At 72.6% G+C, this 14,360-nt stretch carries 12 protein-coding genes; 7 read left to right on the forward strand and 5 right to left on the reverse strand.

Annotated features, from left to right (window positions below):
- The 3 genes from ACFFNX_RS24430 to ACFFNX_RS24440 all read right to left on the reverse strand — a co-directional run.
- The coding region (locus ACFFNX_RS24430; protein ID WP_378206621.1) for a TolB family protein at positions 1-613 on the reverse strand (613 nt) is incomplete at its 3' end.
- 79 nt (positions 614-692) lie between these two features.
- On the reverse strand, positions 693-1,262 hold the full coding sequence (locus ACFFNX_RS24435; RefSeq protein ID WP_378206624.1) for a suppressor of fused domain protein: 570 nt from the start codon (positions 1,260-1,262) through the stop codon (positions 693-695).
- 56 nt (positions 1,263-1,318) lie between these two features.
- Positions 1,319-1,906 (reverse strand): helix-turn-helix domain-containing protein, encoded by a 588-nt coding sequence (locus tag ACFFNX_RS24440; protein WP_378206627.1) that lies wholly within the window; start codon positions 1,904-1,906, stop codon positions 1,319-1,321.
- Positions 1,907-2,075: 169 nt separating this feature from the next.
- Here ACFFNX_RS24440 and ACFFNX_RS24445 point away from each other — a divergent pair, with 169 nt between their 5' ends.
- The 7 genes from ACFFNX_RS24445 (at position 2,076) to ACFFNX_RS24475 (ending at position 11,774) form a co-directional block, all read left to right on the forward strand.
- Positions 2,076-2,750 (forward strand): cyclase family protein, encoded by a 675-nt coding sequence (locus ACFFNX_RS24445; RefSeq protein WP_378206632.1) that lies wholly within the window; start codon positions 2,076-2,078, stop codon positions 2,748-2,750.
- Between the two features lie 118 nt (positions 2,751-2,868).
- A complete protein-coding gene (gene gabT / locus ACFFNX_RS24450; protein ID WP_378206638.1) occupies positions 2,869-4,206 on the forward strand; it encodes a 4-aminobutyrate--2-oxoglutarate transaminase in 1,338 nt (445 codons plus the stop codon).
- Between the two features lie 34 nt (positions 4,207-4,240).
- A complete protein-coding gene (locus tag ACFFNX_RS24455; RefSeq protein WP_378206641.1) occupies positions 4,241-5,674 on the forward strand; it encodes an aldehyde dehydrogenase family protein in 1,434 nt (477 codons plus the stop codon).
- A gap of 80 nt (positions 5,675-5,754) precedes the next feature.
- The gene (gene pepN, locus ACFFNX_RS24460; RefSeq protein WP_378206644.1) at positions 5,755-8,268 is read left to right on the forward strand and encodes an aminopeptidase N; all 2,514 of its coding nucleotides are present in this window, start codon (positions 5,755-5,757) and stop codon (positions 8,266-8,268) included.
- A 386-nt stretch (positions 8,269-8,654) separates the two neighbouring features.
- Positions 8,655-9,530: a LysR family transcriptional regulator gene (locus ACFFNX_RS24465; RefSeq protein WP_378206647.1), complete on the forward strand. Its 876-nt coding sequence runs from the start codon at positions 8,655-8,657 to the stop codon at positions 9,528-9,530.
- A gap of 164 nt (positions 9,531-9,694) precedes the next feature.
- Entirely contained in the window at positions 9,695-10,483 is a 789-nt protein-coding gene (locus ACFFNX_RS24470) for an SAM-dependent methyltransferase (protein ID WP_378206650.1), read from the forward strand.
- Between the two features lie 325 nt (positions 10,484-10,808).
- Positions 10,809-11,774, forward strand: a complete 966-nt coding sequence (locus ACFFNX_RS24475) for a LysR family transcriptional regulator (RefSeq protein WP_378206653.1) — start codon at positions 10,809-10,811, stop codon at positions 11,772-11,774.
- On the opposite strand, the gene ACFFNX_RS24480 is transcribed toward ACFFNX_RS24475, so the two are convergent.
- On the reverse strand, positions 11,712-12,968 hold the full coding sequence (locus ACFFNX_RS24480; protein ID WP_378206656.1) for a lactate racemase domain-containing protein: 1,257 nt from the start codon (positions 12,966-12,968) through the stop codon (positions 11,712-11,714). The two genes, ACFFNX_RS24475 and ACFFNX_RS24480, sit on opposite strands and share 63 nt — an antisense overlap.
- A gap of 555 nt (positions 12,969-13,523) precedes the next feature.
- On the reverse strand, positions 13,524-14,360 hold an 837-nt coding region (locus tag ACFFNX_RS24485), incomplete at its 5' end, for an iron chelate uptake ABC transporter family permease subunit (RefSeq protein WP_378206659.1).

A 14,360-nucleotide genomic window follows, 5' to 3' on the forward strand; every position in this document is an offset into this window, starting at 1 on the left:
CCAGCGCGTGGCCCGGCTCGGGCGTGAGGTCACGGGGCGTCTCGAGCCCGGCCCCCTCCGACGCGGGCGGCGCCGCCGCGAACAGCCGCCGCTCGGCGGGCCCGAGGTGATGGTCCCAGTCACGGATCGGGAGGCTCTCGTGCAGGATGGCGGTGACGCCGGCCGCCTTACGCCGCTCGGTACGCGCGTCGTCGCCATCGGGAGGCACCGGCGCCGCGAACACCACGGTGCCGCTCTCGCGTGCGACGGCGAAGTCCTCGATGCCGCCGGGATGGTCCGCGATCCTCCACGGCTCGCCGCCGTCGGCGGGCAGCAGCCACAGCCGCTGGACCTCCTCCTCGTCGGCGCCGCCCGCGTCCGTACGGGCGGAGGTGAACAGCAGGGATCCGCCGGGCAGGAACTCCGGCCGCCCCTCCCCCGCCGCCGAGCGCGTCAGGCGGCGCGGCCCGGCCACGCCCTCCGGGTCGACCTCCCACAGCGCCGTCCGGTACCTCTTGCCGTCGGACGCGAGAATCCGCACGACCGCGACGACGCGCCGCCCGTCTCCCGAGAGCCGCAGGGTGAGGACCCTCGGCAGCGCCATGTACTCCTTGAGATCGTGGAACGGCGTCACGTCGTCTCCCCTCGTCGGCTGTCGCGAGCGTACCGAGGGCGTCTGTCCGCGAGCGCGCCTGTGCGGGAGCACCGACGGCTCACGCCACGGGAGGCCGCGCGGGATCGAAACGGTCCCAGTCGAGGCTCCAGAGAGCATCGAATCCGGCGGCGTGAACGAGGTCCCGCTCGGACGCATATATCGGGTATACGCCCACAATTTCCAGGCCATCCGGCGCGGAGTCCCCAGAGCCGAGGTCGAGCGGTTCGGTGAGTCGGCGAATCGGAGGTTCGGCCAGCAGCACGCTGGTCATCGCCGTGTCCTCGGCGAGCCGGCCCGCATGGCCCAGCGCCCTTCCGCGTTCGAACGAATGCCTGCCGCACAGCGCGGCGACCATCCGCGCCGGGACCATCGCCCACCCGGCGTCGCGGGACCGTACCGTCAGCACCAGTTCGCGACCGCCCGGGGCCGGCTCGCCCGAAAGGGACAGGCCGTAGCTGAACCCCGTCACGTACCCGGTGCCGGGAACGTCGGTGCAGACGACCGCGAGCACCCGCCCCGCCCCCGGGTCGACGGACGTCACCTCGCGAAGTGACGGCTCCGAACCGGTCACCGACGAGAGACACCCCAGGTAGCGGGCGAGGCGTGCGGACGTGTCCTGACCGGTCATGCGGTCCTCTCGATGTCGGCGCGGGTGCCGTCTCCCGCCGTGACCAGCCGCAGCGGTTATGCGGTGGTGTCCCAGGAGGCGGGAACGATCACCCAGAGGGCCTCGGCGGCCTCGTCCGGGTCCGGGTTGCGCCACGTGTGGGGCTCGCGGCCGGAGAAGGTCATCGTGTCGCCCGTCTCCAGCAGCTCCGCCGACCGGGAGAACACCAGCTCCAGCCGGCCGCGCACCACGTGGACGACCTCCACCTCGCAGTCGAGGGTGTAGAGCTCCTCGCCGCCCGTGCCGCCGGGGTCGATGACCGAGCGCACGAGCTGGAGGCGCCCCTGGCCGCGCGGGGTCAGCAGGCGCTCGTCCGCGCCCGGGCCGGCGAGCTGGATGTACGGCGCGTCCGTCCCGCGCACGACGTCGGTCTTCGGGGTGACGAACAGCTCCCCGACCGGCAGTGACAGGGCCGCGCACACCGTCACCAGGGTCGACACGCTGGGCGAGGTCATGTCGCGCTCGATCCGGCTGATGAACCCCTTGGTCAGGCCCGTGCTCCGCGCCACCTGGTCGATCGTCAGGCCCTGTCGCCGCCGGGCGTCGCGCAGGCGGGCCCCGATGCGCAGGTCCTGCTGACCGGCGGCGATCGGCACTGATCTCATGGACCCCTCTTCGTCAGGCGCCCGGCGCGGGAGGCGGGTGGCCGCCCATGGCGCGCCGGATGGCGATCGTCTCACGGCCACCGGCCGCCACAGATGTTTCTTGGTAGGAAACCTATGTTGCCCTACAGTTATCACGCCGGGTCCGACCCGGTCCGTGGAGGGAGCCGCCGTGCACGTTCGCCGCATCGTCGACCTGTCGGTGCCGCTGTCGGAGTCCACGCAGGTCTACCCGGGGGATCCGGTGCCACGGATCGAGCCCGCGGCCACCGTCGAGGCGGACGGCTTCAACCTGCTGAGCCTGCGGCTCGGCTCCCAGACCGGCACGCACGTCGACGCGCCGTACCACTTCCGTGCGGACGGCGCCCGGATCGATGAGATGGACCTGTCGCTCTTCGCCGGCGAGGGTGTCGTCATCGACGTCACCGGCCTGGCGCCGCGCGCCCGCATCACCTGGGAGGCGATCGCCCCGGCGGCCGGGCGGCTGGGGCCCGGCGTGATCGTGCTGCTGCACACCGCCTGGCCGGCCCGGTACGGAACGCCGGCCTACTTCGACCACCCGTTCCTCGACGCGGACGCCTGCCGCCGGATGCTCGACCTCGGCGTACGGACCTTCCTCCTCGACTTCCCCAACATCGACGAGACCCCGGACGCCGCCCATCCCGGCGAGGGCTTCCCCGCCCACCGCCTGATCGCGGCGGCGGGCGGCGCGATCGGGGAGAACCTGCGCGGCTTCGAGCTGATCGACTTCACGCCGTTCGTCTCATGTCTCCCGCTGCGCCTCGCGGGCGCCGACGGCGCGCCGGTGCGCGCCGTCGCCATGGACCTGGCCCCTCCCGTCCGATGAGCGCGCCGCGCCCCGGCGTAGCCTCGGCAACATCGACCGATCGGAGAGCAATGACCGAGCGAAGCGAGGAATCACCAAGCGTGCCCCAGCGGTCACTCCCCTTGACGAAGGAGGATTCATGACCGGTATCGAGCAGCGTCGCATCCTCAACACGGCGATTCCCGGTCCGCGTTCGGCCGCGCTGCAGGCGCGCAAGAACGCCGCGGTCTCCGCCGGCGTCTCGACCGGGCTGCCGGTCTACGTCGAGCGGGCCGGCGGCGGCATCCTGGTCGACGTCGACGGCAACCAGCTGATCGACTTCGGCTCCGGCATCGCCGTGACCACGGTGGGCAACGCCGCGCCCCGCGTGGTCGAGCGCGTCCGGGCACAGGCCGCCGACTTCACCCACACCTGCTTCATGATCACGCCGTACGCGGAGTACGTCGAGGTGGCGGAGGCACTGGCCGAGCTGACGCCGGGCGACCACGAGAAGCGATCGGCGCTGTTCAACTCCGGCGCCGAGGCGGTGGAGAACGCCGTGAAGATCGCGCGTTCGGCCACCGGGCGGCAGGCCGTCGTCGCCTTCGAGCACGCCTACCACGGCCGCACCAACCTGACGATGAGCCTCACCGCCAAGAACATGCCCTACAAGCACCGCTTCGGCCCGTTCGCGGGTGAGATCTACCGCGTGCCGATGGCCTATCCGTACCGCTGGCCGACCGGTCCGGACGACTGCGCCGAAGAGGCGTTCGCGCAGTTCGCGTCCCAGGTGCACACCCAGGTCGGCGAGGAGAACACCGCCGCGGTCATCATCGAGCCGATTCAGGGCGAGGGCGGCTTCGTCGTGCCGCCGGACGGCTTCCTGACGCGCGTGGCGGACTGGTGCCGCGACAACGGCGTCCTGCTGATCGCCGATGAGATCCAGACCGGCTTCTGCCGTACCGGCGACTGGTTCGCCTGCGACCACGAGGGCGTGGTGCCCGACCTGATCACCACCGCGAAGGGCATCGCCGGCGGCCTGCCGCTCGCGGCCGTGACCGGGCGGGCCGAGATCATGGACGCCGTCCACCCCGGCGGCCTGGGCGGCACGTACGGCGGCAACCCGGTGGCCTGCGCGGCGGCGCTCGGCGCCATCGAGACGATGAAGGCCGAGGACCTTCCCCGGCGCGCCCGCGCCGTCGAGGCGCTCTTCATGCCACGGCTGCGCGATCTGGCCGCCAAGTACCCCCAGGTCGGCGACGTACGCGGCCGCGGCGCGATGCTCGCGATCGAGCTCGTGTCGGACCCGGCCGCCAAGACCCCGGATCCGGCGCTCACGGCCGCGGTGAACAAGGCCTGCCACGCGGAGGGCCTCGTCACGCTGACCGCCGGCACGTACGGCAACGTCCTGCGGTTCCTTCCGCCGCTGTCCTCTCCCGACCACCTGCTCACCGAAGGCCTGGACATCCTCGAGGGCGCCTTCGCGGCGTCCGTCTGAGCCAGCCACCCCGACTCAAGCGAGGTTCTCCGTCATGTCCGACGTCACGCCCTTCTTCCTGTCCGGAACGCCCGTCACCGGCGACGACACCCTCGCGGTGACCTCACCGTGGGACGGCTCGATCGTGGGCGAGGTCGCCGTCCCCACCGACGCCCAGGTGGAGCAGGCCGTCGCCGACCTGCACGCCGTACGGCACGAGGCCCAGGCCACGCCCGCGCACGTACGCGCCGCGGCCCTCGACCACATCTCGGCCCGCCTGGCCGAACGCGCCGAGGAGATCGCCGCGCTGATCACGGCGGAGAACGGCAAGCCGCTGGTCTGGTCGCGCGGCGAGGTCTCCCGCGCCGTGTCGACGTTCCGGTGGGCCGCCGAGGAGACCCGCCGTTTCGCGGGCGACCTGCAGCGGCTCGACACCGACGCCGCCGCGACCGGGCGGATGGCGGTCGTCCGCCGGTTCCCGCGCGGTCCAGTCCTGGGAATCGCGCCGTTCAACTTCCCGCTGAACCTCGTCGCGCACAAGGTGGCGCCGGCCATCGCCGTCGGCGCGCCCATCCTCGTCAAGCCGGCGCCGGCCACGCCCCTGAGCGCGCTGCTGCTCGGCGAGATCATCGCCGAGACGGATCTGCCGCCGCGGATGGTCTCGGTGCTGCCGGTGCCGAACGAGAAGATGTCCTCGCTCGTCGCCGACCCCCGGCTGCCGGTCATCTCCTTCACCGGCTCCGGCCCGGTCGGCCTCTCGCTACAGGAGCAGGCGCCCGCCAAGCACATCACCCTCGAACTCGGCGGCGACGCCGCGGTGATCGTCACCGCGGACTGGCCGGACCTGCCCGCGGCCGCGTCGCGCATCGCGCTGTTCGCCAACTACCAGGCCGGCCAGTCGTGCATCGCCGTCCAACGCGTGCTGATCGACGCCGACGTCTACGACGCCTTCGTCCCCGAACTGGTCTCGGCGGTCGAGGCGCTGCCGACCGGCGACCCGACGGCCGACGGTGTCCAGGTCGGCCCGGTGATCAACGACGCGGCGGCCGAGCGGATCACGAGCTGGGTCGCGGAGGCCGCCGAGGCGGGCGCCTCCGTGCTCACCGGCGGCACCCGCGAGGGCCGTACCGTCGCGCCGACCGTCCTCGCGGACGTGCCCGGCGGCACGAAGATCGCCGAGGAGGAGGTCTTCGGCCCGGTCCTGTCCGTGACGCGCTTCGGCGACCTCGACGAGGCGTTCGCGATGGTCAACTCCTCCAAGTACGGGCTGCAGGCCGGCATCTTCACCACCGACGTACGGACCGCGTTCCGCGCCCACCGCGATCTCGAGGTCGGCGGTGTGATCGTCGGGGACGTGCCCAGCTACCGCGCCGACCAGATGCCGTACGGCGGCTGGAAGCAGTCCGGCGTCGGGCGCGAGGGCCTGCGGTCGGCGATGAACGACCTCACCGAGGAGCGCGTGATGGTGCTGACCGGACTCGACCTTTGAGGACCTTCGCCGAGGCGGGGGCCGTCGGTCGGATACGGCCCCCGCGTCTGAGCTCATCGAGATAGGGCAACATAGCCGACATGCCCGCACCACTGACTCGCACGGAGGCGCAGGACCGCGCTCGGCTGCTGAACGTCCACTCCTACACCGTGCACCTCGACCTCACGCGAGGCGAAGAGGTGTTCGGCTCGACCACGGTGATCCGCTTCGGCTGCACGGAGCCCGGCGCCACGACGTTCGCCGAGCTGCGGCCCGCGCGTCTGCACCGGCTCACCCTCAACGGCGCCGACCTGGACCCCGCGACGTTCGACGACGGCCGCGTACCGCTGCCGGGCCTGGCCGCCGACAACGAGCTGCGCGTCGAGGCGGACATGTACTACTCCCGTACGGGCGAGGGCATGCACCGGTTCACCGACCCGGCCGACGGGGAGGTGTACGTCTACACACAGTGCGCCCCGGACGAGGCGGACCGCGTCTTCGCCTGCTTCGACCAGCCCGATCTCAAGGCGGTCCTGGAGATCTCGGTGACCGCGCCCTCGCGCTGGACGGTGGTGAGCAACGGGGCCGGTGAGCGCACCGGGGACGGGCACTGGGCGTTCGCCCCGACACGGCCGATCAGCACATACCTCGCCGTCGTCGTCGGCGGGCCGCTGCACTCGGTGCACGCCGAGCACGACGGCGTCCCGCTCGGCCTCCACTGCCGCCGTTCGCTCGCGCCCTTCCTGGACGCCGAGGAGATCTTCGACATCACCCGGCGCAGCCTCGACCGCTACCACGAGCTGTTCGACGAGCGGTACCCGTTCGGCAAGTACGACCAGGCCTTCGTGCCCGAGCTCAACTTCGGCGCGATGGAGAACGCGGGCTGCGTGACCTTCCGCGACGAGTTCCTGTTCCGCTCGGCCGTCACCGACACCGAACGCGAGGCGCGCGCCGTCGTGATCGCGCACGAGATGGCGCACATGTGGTTCGGCGACCTGGTCACCATGCGGTGGTGGGACGACCTGTGGCTCAACGAGTCCTTCGCCGAGTACATGGGTCACCAGGTGATCGCCGAGGTCAGCCGCTTCACCACGACCTGGACCGGGTTCGCGGTCAAGCGCAAGGCCTGGGGCTACGACGCCGACCAGCGCCCCTCGACGCACCCGGTCGCCGCCCAGGGCCTGGCGGACACCGCGGCCGCCCGGGTGGCCTTCGACGGGATCTCCTACGCCAAGGGCGCCTCCGTCCTGCGGCAGCTCGTCGCCTGGCTCGGTGAGGAGGCCTTCCTCGCGGGCGTCAACGCCCACTTCGCCCGGCACCGGTTCGGCAACGCCGACCTGGCCGACCTGCTCGACGCCCTCGCCGGGGCGGCGCCCGGCCGCGACGTCCACTCGTGGGCCGAGCGCTGGCTGCGGAGCAGTGGCGTGGACACCCTCCGCGCCGAGATCGAGGAGAGGGACGGCGCCATCGTCTCCGCCGGGATCGCGCACACCGGCAAGCCCTCCCCGCGCCCCCACCGGATCCTCGTCGGCCTCTACGACCTGGCGGACGGCGACGGCGAGCACCGGCTGGTGCGGCGCGGCCGGATCGGCGTCGACCTGCCCGCCGGGGGCGCGGACCGTACGGCCCTGCCCGCGCTCGTGGGCGCCGCGCGTCCCGACCTGCTGGTGATCAATGACGGCGACCTCGGCTACGCGAAGGTGCGGCCGGACCGGCGCTCCTGGGAGACCGTGGCCGCGGGGCTGTCCGCGATCGACGATCGGCTGACCCGCGCGGTGCTCTGGAACACCGCCCGCGACATGGTCCGCGACGGCGACCTGCCGGCCGCGGAATTCCTCGCGCTCGTCGAGACGCACCTGCCGGCCGAGCCCGCCGTGTCCGTGGTCGAGGCGATGCTCGCGTTCGCCCGCGACGAGATCGCCGACCGCTACCTGGTCCCGGAGCGGCGCCCGGCGGCGATCACCACCCTCGCCGAGGTGTGCCGCCGGATCATCCGCGCCACCGACGACGATCCCGGCATACGGCTCGCCGCCGTACGCGGCCTGATCCGCTGCTCGTCGACGCCGGACGAGGTGACCGCGCTGCGCGCGTGGCTGGGGGCCGAGCGCGTGCCCGGCGGGCCGGACCTCGACCCGGAACTCCGCTGGAAGGCACTGCTCCAGCTCTCGGCGCTCGGCGAGGTGAGCGAGGCGGAGATCGCCGAGGAGCTGTCCCGCGACCCGAGCGCGACCGGCTGCCAGGGCGCGGCCCGCTGCGGCGCGGCGCTGCCGGGCCGGGACACCAAGGAGCGCGCCTGGCAGCAGATGTTCGCCGACGGCGCGCTGTCGAACCATCTGCTGATCGCGACCGCCGACGGCTTCTGGCAGCCGGCGATGCCGGAGACGACCGAGGGGTACGTACGGCGTTACTTCGAGGAGGTCCCGGCGGCGGGCAAACGCGGCCCGATGGTCGCGACCGCCCTGGGGCGGATGCTCTTCCCCGACCACGCGGCGACCCCGGAGACCGTACAGGCGGCGGAGCGGTGCCTGGAGGAGGACCTCAGCCCCGCGCTGCACCGGGCGCTGGCGGACCAACTCGACGATCTACGGCGGGCGGTGCGCATCCGGGAGTCGTGAGCGCCGCGACCGAGGCCGATCCTCCCGGGCGCGCCGGCCGGCACGTGTCCGGACGTTCGTCAGGACGGGGCGGCTGGCTCGCGGGGGGATGCGGTGCCCGCGGGCCACGGCCGCCTCCCCATGAAGGCCGCGGCCCGCGAGCCCCCGCCTTTCCCTGCGGCCCGGTCCGCTGTGAACCCGGTCCGCGGGATGCGACCTCGCGTCGGCTGCCTGCGATGAATCCCCTGTTTTCACCCGGCGCGCGGGGCCGCTCATGGTGGTCCTCACGGGTGCGGGGCGGTGGTGCCGCGCGTGGTGCGGCCCGCTCCCCAGCACGTCTCTATAGTGGCTCTGACCTGGCCGGTCAGGCAAAGACCGGCTTTTTCTGCACCTCATATAATTTCTTTATGACACTGCGGCAGTTCGAGTATCTGATCGCGGTGGCCGAAGAACACTCCTTCACCCGGGCGGCCGAGCGGCTGCTCGTCTCCCAGCCGGCGCTGTCCCACCAGATCAAGGTCCTCGAGGACGCGATCGGCGGCCCGTTGCTGGACCGGCTCGCCCGTACGGTCGAGGTGACCGAGCTCGGCGACGCCGTGCTGCCCCATGCCATCGCCGCGGTCCGCAGCACCGACGAGGCGACGCGCGCGGCCCGCGCGGTCGGCCGCCTCTCCGGAGGCGAGCTCCAGGTCGCGACGCTGCGGTCGATCGCCCTCGGCATCATCCCGCGCGCCATCCGCGTGTGGCGGCACGAGCACCCGCGGGTCCGGGTACGGATCCGGGAGTTCGCCCACATCGACCTGCTGGCGGCGGAGATGCTGCACGGCGGTGCCGACGTCGCGATCGGGCCGGCGCCGGTGGGCTGGACCGGCCGCTGCCGGGTGCTGGGACCCGAGGAGTTCTTCGTGGTCCTGCCGTACGACGACCCGGAGCTGCGGAGCGGCGGCGGGTCGATCGACCTCCGGCGGCTGTCCGACCGCCCCTGGGTGCTGTACGCGCCCGAGTTCGGCCTGGCTCCGTTCGTCGCCGCCGCCTGCGCCCGCGCCGGCTTCACACCGCGGGCGGCCGTGCGCACCCACCACACCGCGACCGCCGTCGAACTCGCGGCGGCCGGCCTCGGCCCCGCGCTCGTGCCGGGCAACGTGATCGGCCCCGAGTTCGAGCGCTGCACGATCCGTCCCGAGCCGCCGCTCCACCGGGAGCTGGTCGCCTTCACCCGCCAGTACGTCTCCCCGCCGGCGTCGGCGTTCATCGAGACCGTCGCCGAGCACGCCACTCTGTGACCGGGCTGAGGCGAGGGAACCGACGGCGAAGGAGGCGCCGTGACCCGGCGGAGCCGCGGTGGCCGCCCCGGCGGATGGCCGGATGAGGATGACGCGACGCCCCCTGCGGCCGGTTGCCGGAAGGTAGTCTCGCAATCCACGATCTTGAGAGAGGCGGTGCGGCCATGGCCGTCGACGATGTCGCCCCGGAGACGCCCAACGTCGCCCGGATGTATGACTATTACTTAGGCGGCAAGGACAATTTCGCCGCCGACCGCGAGGCCGCCGAACGGATCATGAAGATCATGCCGTACGCCGCGGAGTGGGTCCGCGCCAACCGCGGGTTCCTGGCCCGCGCGGTGCGGTTACTCGCCGAGTCGGGAGTCCGGCAGTTCATCGACATCGGCACCGGCCTGCCCACTCGGGACAGCGTCCACCAGGTGGCCGGACGGATCGACGCCGAGTCGCGTGTGGTGTACGTGGACGTCGATCCCGTAGTGGTCTCCCACGGCCGCGCCCTGCTGGCGACCGACGAGCGAAGCACGGTGATCCAGGCCGACCTGCGCCGCCCGGACGAGATCCTGGATCATCCGGAGACACGCGCCCTGATCGACTTCGACCGCCCCGTCGGCCTTCTGCTCGTGGCGGTACTGCAGTTCGTCCCCGATGACCGCGAGGCCGCCGACATCGTCGCCCGGCTACGCGCCGCCCTCGCGCCCGGCAGCCATCTGGTGATCTCCCACATCACCGCCGACGAGGTCGCCCCGGAGGTCGCCGGCGAGGGACGCGAGATCTACGCGACGACGTCTCTCGGCTCGATCACGCCTCGCTCCCCGGCCCAGGTGGCAACGTTCTTCGACGGGCTGGAGCTACTCGAACCCGGCCTGGTCGGAGTCGAACACTGGCACACCGGCGACCCGCTGTCGGACGACCGCGTACCGCTCGGCTTCCTCGGCGCGGCCGCCCGCCGCTGAAACCCACATCCGCCGACCTACCCGCCCCGCCTGCCCGCCCACCGGCTCGCCGGTCCTCCCGGTTCGCCGGTCCTCCCGGTTCGCCGGTCCTCCCGGTTCGCCGGGCCCACCCGTGTGTCCGGCCCACCCGTGTGTCCGGCCCACCCGTGTGTCCGGCCCACCCGTGTGTCCGGCCCACCCGCCCGGGGGGCCACCCCACTTCTATTGTCCAGCGTCACGGCCCGCGACAGGAAGTGGAGCGCTGGGGCTGTGGATGACCGGGGCCCGGGCACCGTCCGCCGTCTCGGTTCGGTAGGCCTCTCACCTGCGGGCATACAATTTTCTCATGAGCTTCCGGCAGATGGAGTACCTGCTGGCCGTCGTCGAGGAGGCCTCGTTCACGCGGGCGGCGCAGCGGCTCTCCGTCTCCCAGCCCGCGCTGTCCCATCAGATCCGGGCGCTGGAGCGCCACGTCGGGCATCCGCTGCTCGAACGCCTTCCCGACACCGTACGCCTGACGCCGATGGGCCGCGCGTACCTGCCGCACGCGATCGCCGCGCTGCACAGTGCCGACGAGGCCGTGCACGTCGCCCGTCCCCGGGGGGAGATGGCCCGGATCGGACTGCGGATCGCCGCGCTGTACTCGATCGCGCTCGGCATCATCCCGCCGGCGGTCCTGATCTGGCGGCGGCGTTACCCGGACTCCCACGTCGAGCTGCTGGAGTTCGGCAACAGCGCCGACCTGGCGAACCTCATGTCGGCGGGTGGCATCGACGTCGCGGTCAGCGCGGCGCCGCTGCACTGGGACGGTCCGGTGCGCACGCTCGGCCGGGAGGAGCTGGTCGTGGTCCTGTCGAAGGACGACCCGGTGGCCGCCGACGGCCGCCGCCGGGTGCGGCTGGCCGAGCTCGCGAGCCGGCCCTGGGTGCTGTACACGCCCGACAACGGGCTGGCGGGCGTGGTCGCCCAGGCCTGTTCGACGGCCGGGTTCATCGCACGCCCCGCCGTGCACACCCACCACACGTCCACCGCGGTCCAGCTCGCCGCGGCGGGGCTCGGCCCGGCGCTGGTGCCGCGGAACATGATCGAGGCCGACTTCGGCGGCGTCCAGCTCGAACCGGACCCGCCGGTCCACCGCGAGCTGGTCGCCTTCACCACGACCGCCGAGGTGCCGCACATCTCCGCGTTCATCGACATCCTGGCCGAACACGGTGCCATCCGGTCGCGACGGCCGCCCGGTCCGCCGGCGTCACCGGAGGCGGTAGAGGATCTCCCCCGCGTCGGGGACGACGAGGGTTTCGGGGTCGCGTGACCACTCCTCCACGTCGATCGTGGCCGGGTCGATATAGGACAGCGCCAGGTCGCGTGTGGTGCCGGCGTCGATCCCCGTGGCCAGAGTGACCTCGATGCGGCAGCGCTCCTCACCCGTGGCCGGATCGTACGTGCCGCCGCCGCGCAGGTGCGTGGAGTGGGCCAGTACGCCCCACGGCCGGTCCTGGTACCGGTCCCACTGCTTCACGAAGTAGTCGCGGCAGTGGTAGCCGACGGCACGGATCGCCTCGCCGTGCGTACGGCTCACCTCCGTGACGTGCGGTGCGTACAGGACCACCTGGCCGCCGTCGGCGACGACCGGCTCGACCTTGTACATGCCCTTGGCGGCGGTCCAGATCTCGTCGTAGCGGCGCGACACGAGGGAGAGCACCCGTTTGACCGGAGCGTCGAGGTACTTGACGTCGACCTGCGCGGTGATGTCCGCGGCGGCGGCCCAGGCGTCCCGGGTGCCCCCGTACGTGATCGCGTGCAGGTTCGACGTGCCGGACTCCACCACGAGCGAGAAGCACCGCAGCTCGCTGGGCACCTTCGCCGCCGCGCGGTCGATCAGCGCGCGTACGGGCGTCGTGCCGCGCGTCCCGATGATCTCCGCGCTGGTGATCAGCGCGCCCAGCCAGTGCGACACGTCGATCACCTCCTGGCCCGCCACGCCGGGGAACAGGTACTTGTTGCCGCCCGAGAACCCCACGACCTCATGCGGGAAGACGGGCCCGACGACGAGGGTGAGGTCGCTCTCCACCACGGCCCGGTTGAGGCGCACCTCCACCGGGTCGGACAGCCGGCCGCCGGACAGCTCGGCCAGCTCCGCCCCACTGATCTCTCCGACCGAGGTGAGCATGGCGGAATCCCACCACTCGTGGTTACGGATGGTGACGCCCGGATAGCGCTCGGCCGCACGGCCGGGTGGGTAGCCGAAGAGGGCGGCGAGTTCCTCCTCGCTCATCGCCGGATGGGTGCCGAGCGCGACCATGAAGGTCAGCTCGGCCACGCGCCCGTGCAGGGCCGCGTGCACACCGTCCAGGAGCAGTGGCAGCGGGCAGCTGCGCGTGGCGTCCGGCACCAGCACGCAGACCCTCTTGCCGGTGTACTCATCGTCGTCCAGCGACGAGCGGACGAACCGCTCGACGTCGGCGGCGGCCAGGACCTCCTGCGGCGAACCGAGGACACGGGCCATGGGCAAGCTCACCTCTCTTCGGCGTCGGCATGTCCAGTATGTCGGTGGCCGCCCAGGTCTGTGACTCCGGTGACGCCGGTGAACATACGGGGCCGGTCTGGCGCCGGCGGGGGCCGTCACCACCCACGCACGGCCTTCGCGCATCCCCGCCAGCCGGAAGATGTGGGTTACCGCTGGCAGGGCCTGAAGATGGGTGCTGGCCGCGCTGACTTTCGGCCCTGGACCGGCGAGAGTGGATGCCGTAGTCGGAAGAGCAAGCGAGAGCCGTCCAGCGCTCTCCACCGGTGGCCCCCCGGTCTGGATCCGACTGGCCGCTCCCCCACGGTCACTGCGGTTGCGGGTCGCGGCGGACTCCCCCACCGTCGCGGCCCGCAGGCCGAAGGCCAACGCCGCGCCCGCTCGTGAAGCCCCGCCTCGCCGATGAGGGCAACTCCCCGGCAGTCCGTACCCCCGGCGACGGCACGCCGGTCGCCCGAGGCTCGGGAGATTCGGTGGCACGCCGACCCTCGGCGGGTCGGTGGCACCGGCCGAAGCGGGCACCATCACCGCCAGGGGCTATCGGCGGCTTCGCGTGAGCAGGTAGAGGAAGTAGGGCGTTCCGACGACCGCCGTGACGAGACCGGCTCCGAGCTGCGCCGGAGCGATCACCGTACGGCCGAGGAGATCCGCCGTGGTGACGAGGGTGGCGCCGAGGAGCATCGCGACCGGCACGACGCGAACATGCCGGCGCCCCACCAGGGCACGCGCGGCATGTGGCGCGACGAACCCGGCGAAGCCGATCGTCCCCGCGGCCGCGACGGCCGTGGCCGCGAGCAGGACCGCGATCCCCAGGAACCACAGACGACGCCGCGCGAGCCGCATCCCCAAAAGCCGTGGCGTGTCGTCGTCGAGCGACACGAGGTCCAGCTCCTCGCGCTGGATGACCACCGCGACGGTGGCGGCGACGAGCACGGCCGCGGTCGGCAGCACGTCGGGCACCGTACGCCCGTAGGTCGATCCGGACAGCCAGATGAGGGCCTTGGTGGCGTTGAACGGGTCGGTGAGGACGATGATCAGGCCGATGAGCGCCGTCGTCCCGGTGGAGGCGGCGACTCCGATGAGGACGAGCCGGTTCTGGTGGAATCCGCCCCGTGCCGCCAGCCCGAAGACGATCACGGCCGTGATCGCGGCGCCGGTGAACGCCGCGCCGGCGATGCCCCACGACCCGGCGAGCGGCGTCATGGTGACGAGTACGGCGCCCAGGGCCGCGCCGCCGGAGACGCCGAGGACGCCGGGTTCGGCGAGCGGGTTGCGGGTCACGGCCTGCACGAGTGTGCCGGCCAGCCCGAGGGCGGCGCCCGCGAGGAGCGCGGCGAGCACCCGCGGTGTCCGGGTGTCCAGAACGAACGTCAC

Source organism: Actinoallomurus acaciae (genome assembly GCF_042429965.1).
Lineage (GTDB): Bacteria > Actinomycetota > Actinomycetes > Streptosporangiales > Streptosporangiaceae > Actinoallomurus > Actinoallomurus acaciae.

What these genes read in the sequence shown, in the direction of transcription:
- ACFFNX_RS24435 (WP_378206624.1), bottom strand. Translation starts at nt 1,262, where the DNA reads ATGACCGGTCAGGACACGTCCGCACGCCTCGCCCGCTACCTGGGGTGT.
- ACFFNX_RS24440 (WP_378206627.1), bottom strand. Translation starts at nt 1,906, where the DNA reads ATGAGATCAGTGCCGATCGCCGCCGGTCAGCAGGACCTGCGCATCGGG.
- gabT (WP_378206638.1), top strand. Translation starts at nt 2,869, where the DNA reads ATGACCGGTATCGAGCAGCGTCGCATCCTCAACACGGCGATTCCCGGT.
- ACFFNX_RS24455 (WP_378206641.1), top strand. Translation starts at nt 4,241, where the DNA reads ATGTCCGACGTCACGCCCTTCTTCCTGTCCGGAACGCCCGTCACCGGC.
- pepN (WP_378206644.1), top strand. Translation starts at nt 5,755, where the DNA reads ATGCCCGCACCACTGACTCGCACGGAGGCGCAGGACCGCGCTCGGCTG.
- ACFFNX_RS24465 (WP_378206647.1), top strand. Translation starts at nt 8,655, where the DNA reads ATGACACTGCGGCAGTTCGAGTATCTGATCGCGGTGGCCGAAGAACAC.
- ACFFNX_RS24470 (WP_378206650.1), top strand. Translation starts at nt 9,695, where the DNA reads ATGGCCGTCGACGATGTCGCCCCGGAGACGCCCAACGTCGCCCGGATG.
- ACFFNX_RS24475 (WP_378206653.1), top strand. Translation starts at nt 10,809, where the DNA reads ATGAGCTTCCGGCAGATGGAGTACCTGCTGGCCGTCGTCGAGGAGGCC.
- ACFFNX_RS24480 (WP_378206656.1), bottom strand. Translation starts at nt 12,968, where the DNA reads ATGGCCCGTGTCCTCGGTTCGCCGCAGGAGGTCCTGGCCGCCGCCGAC.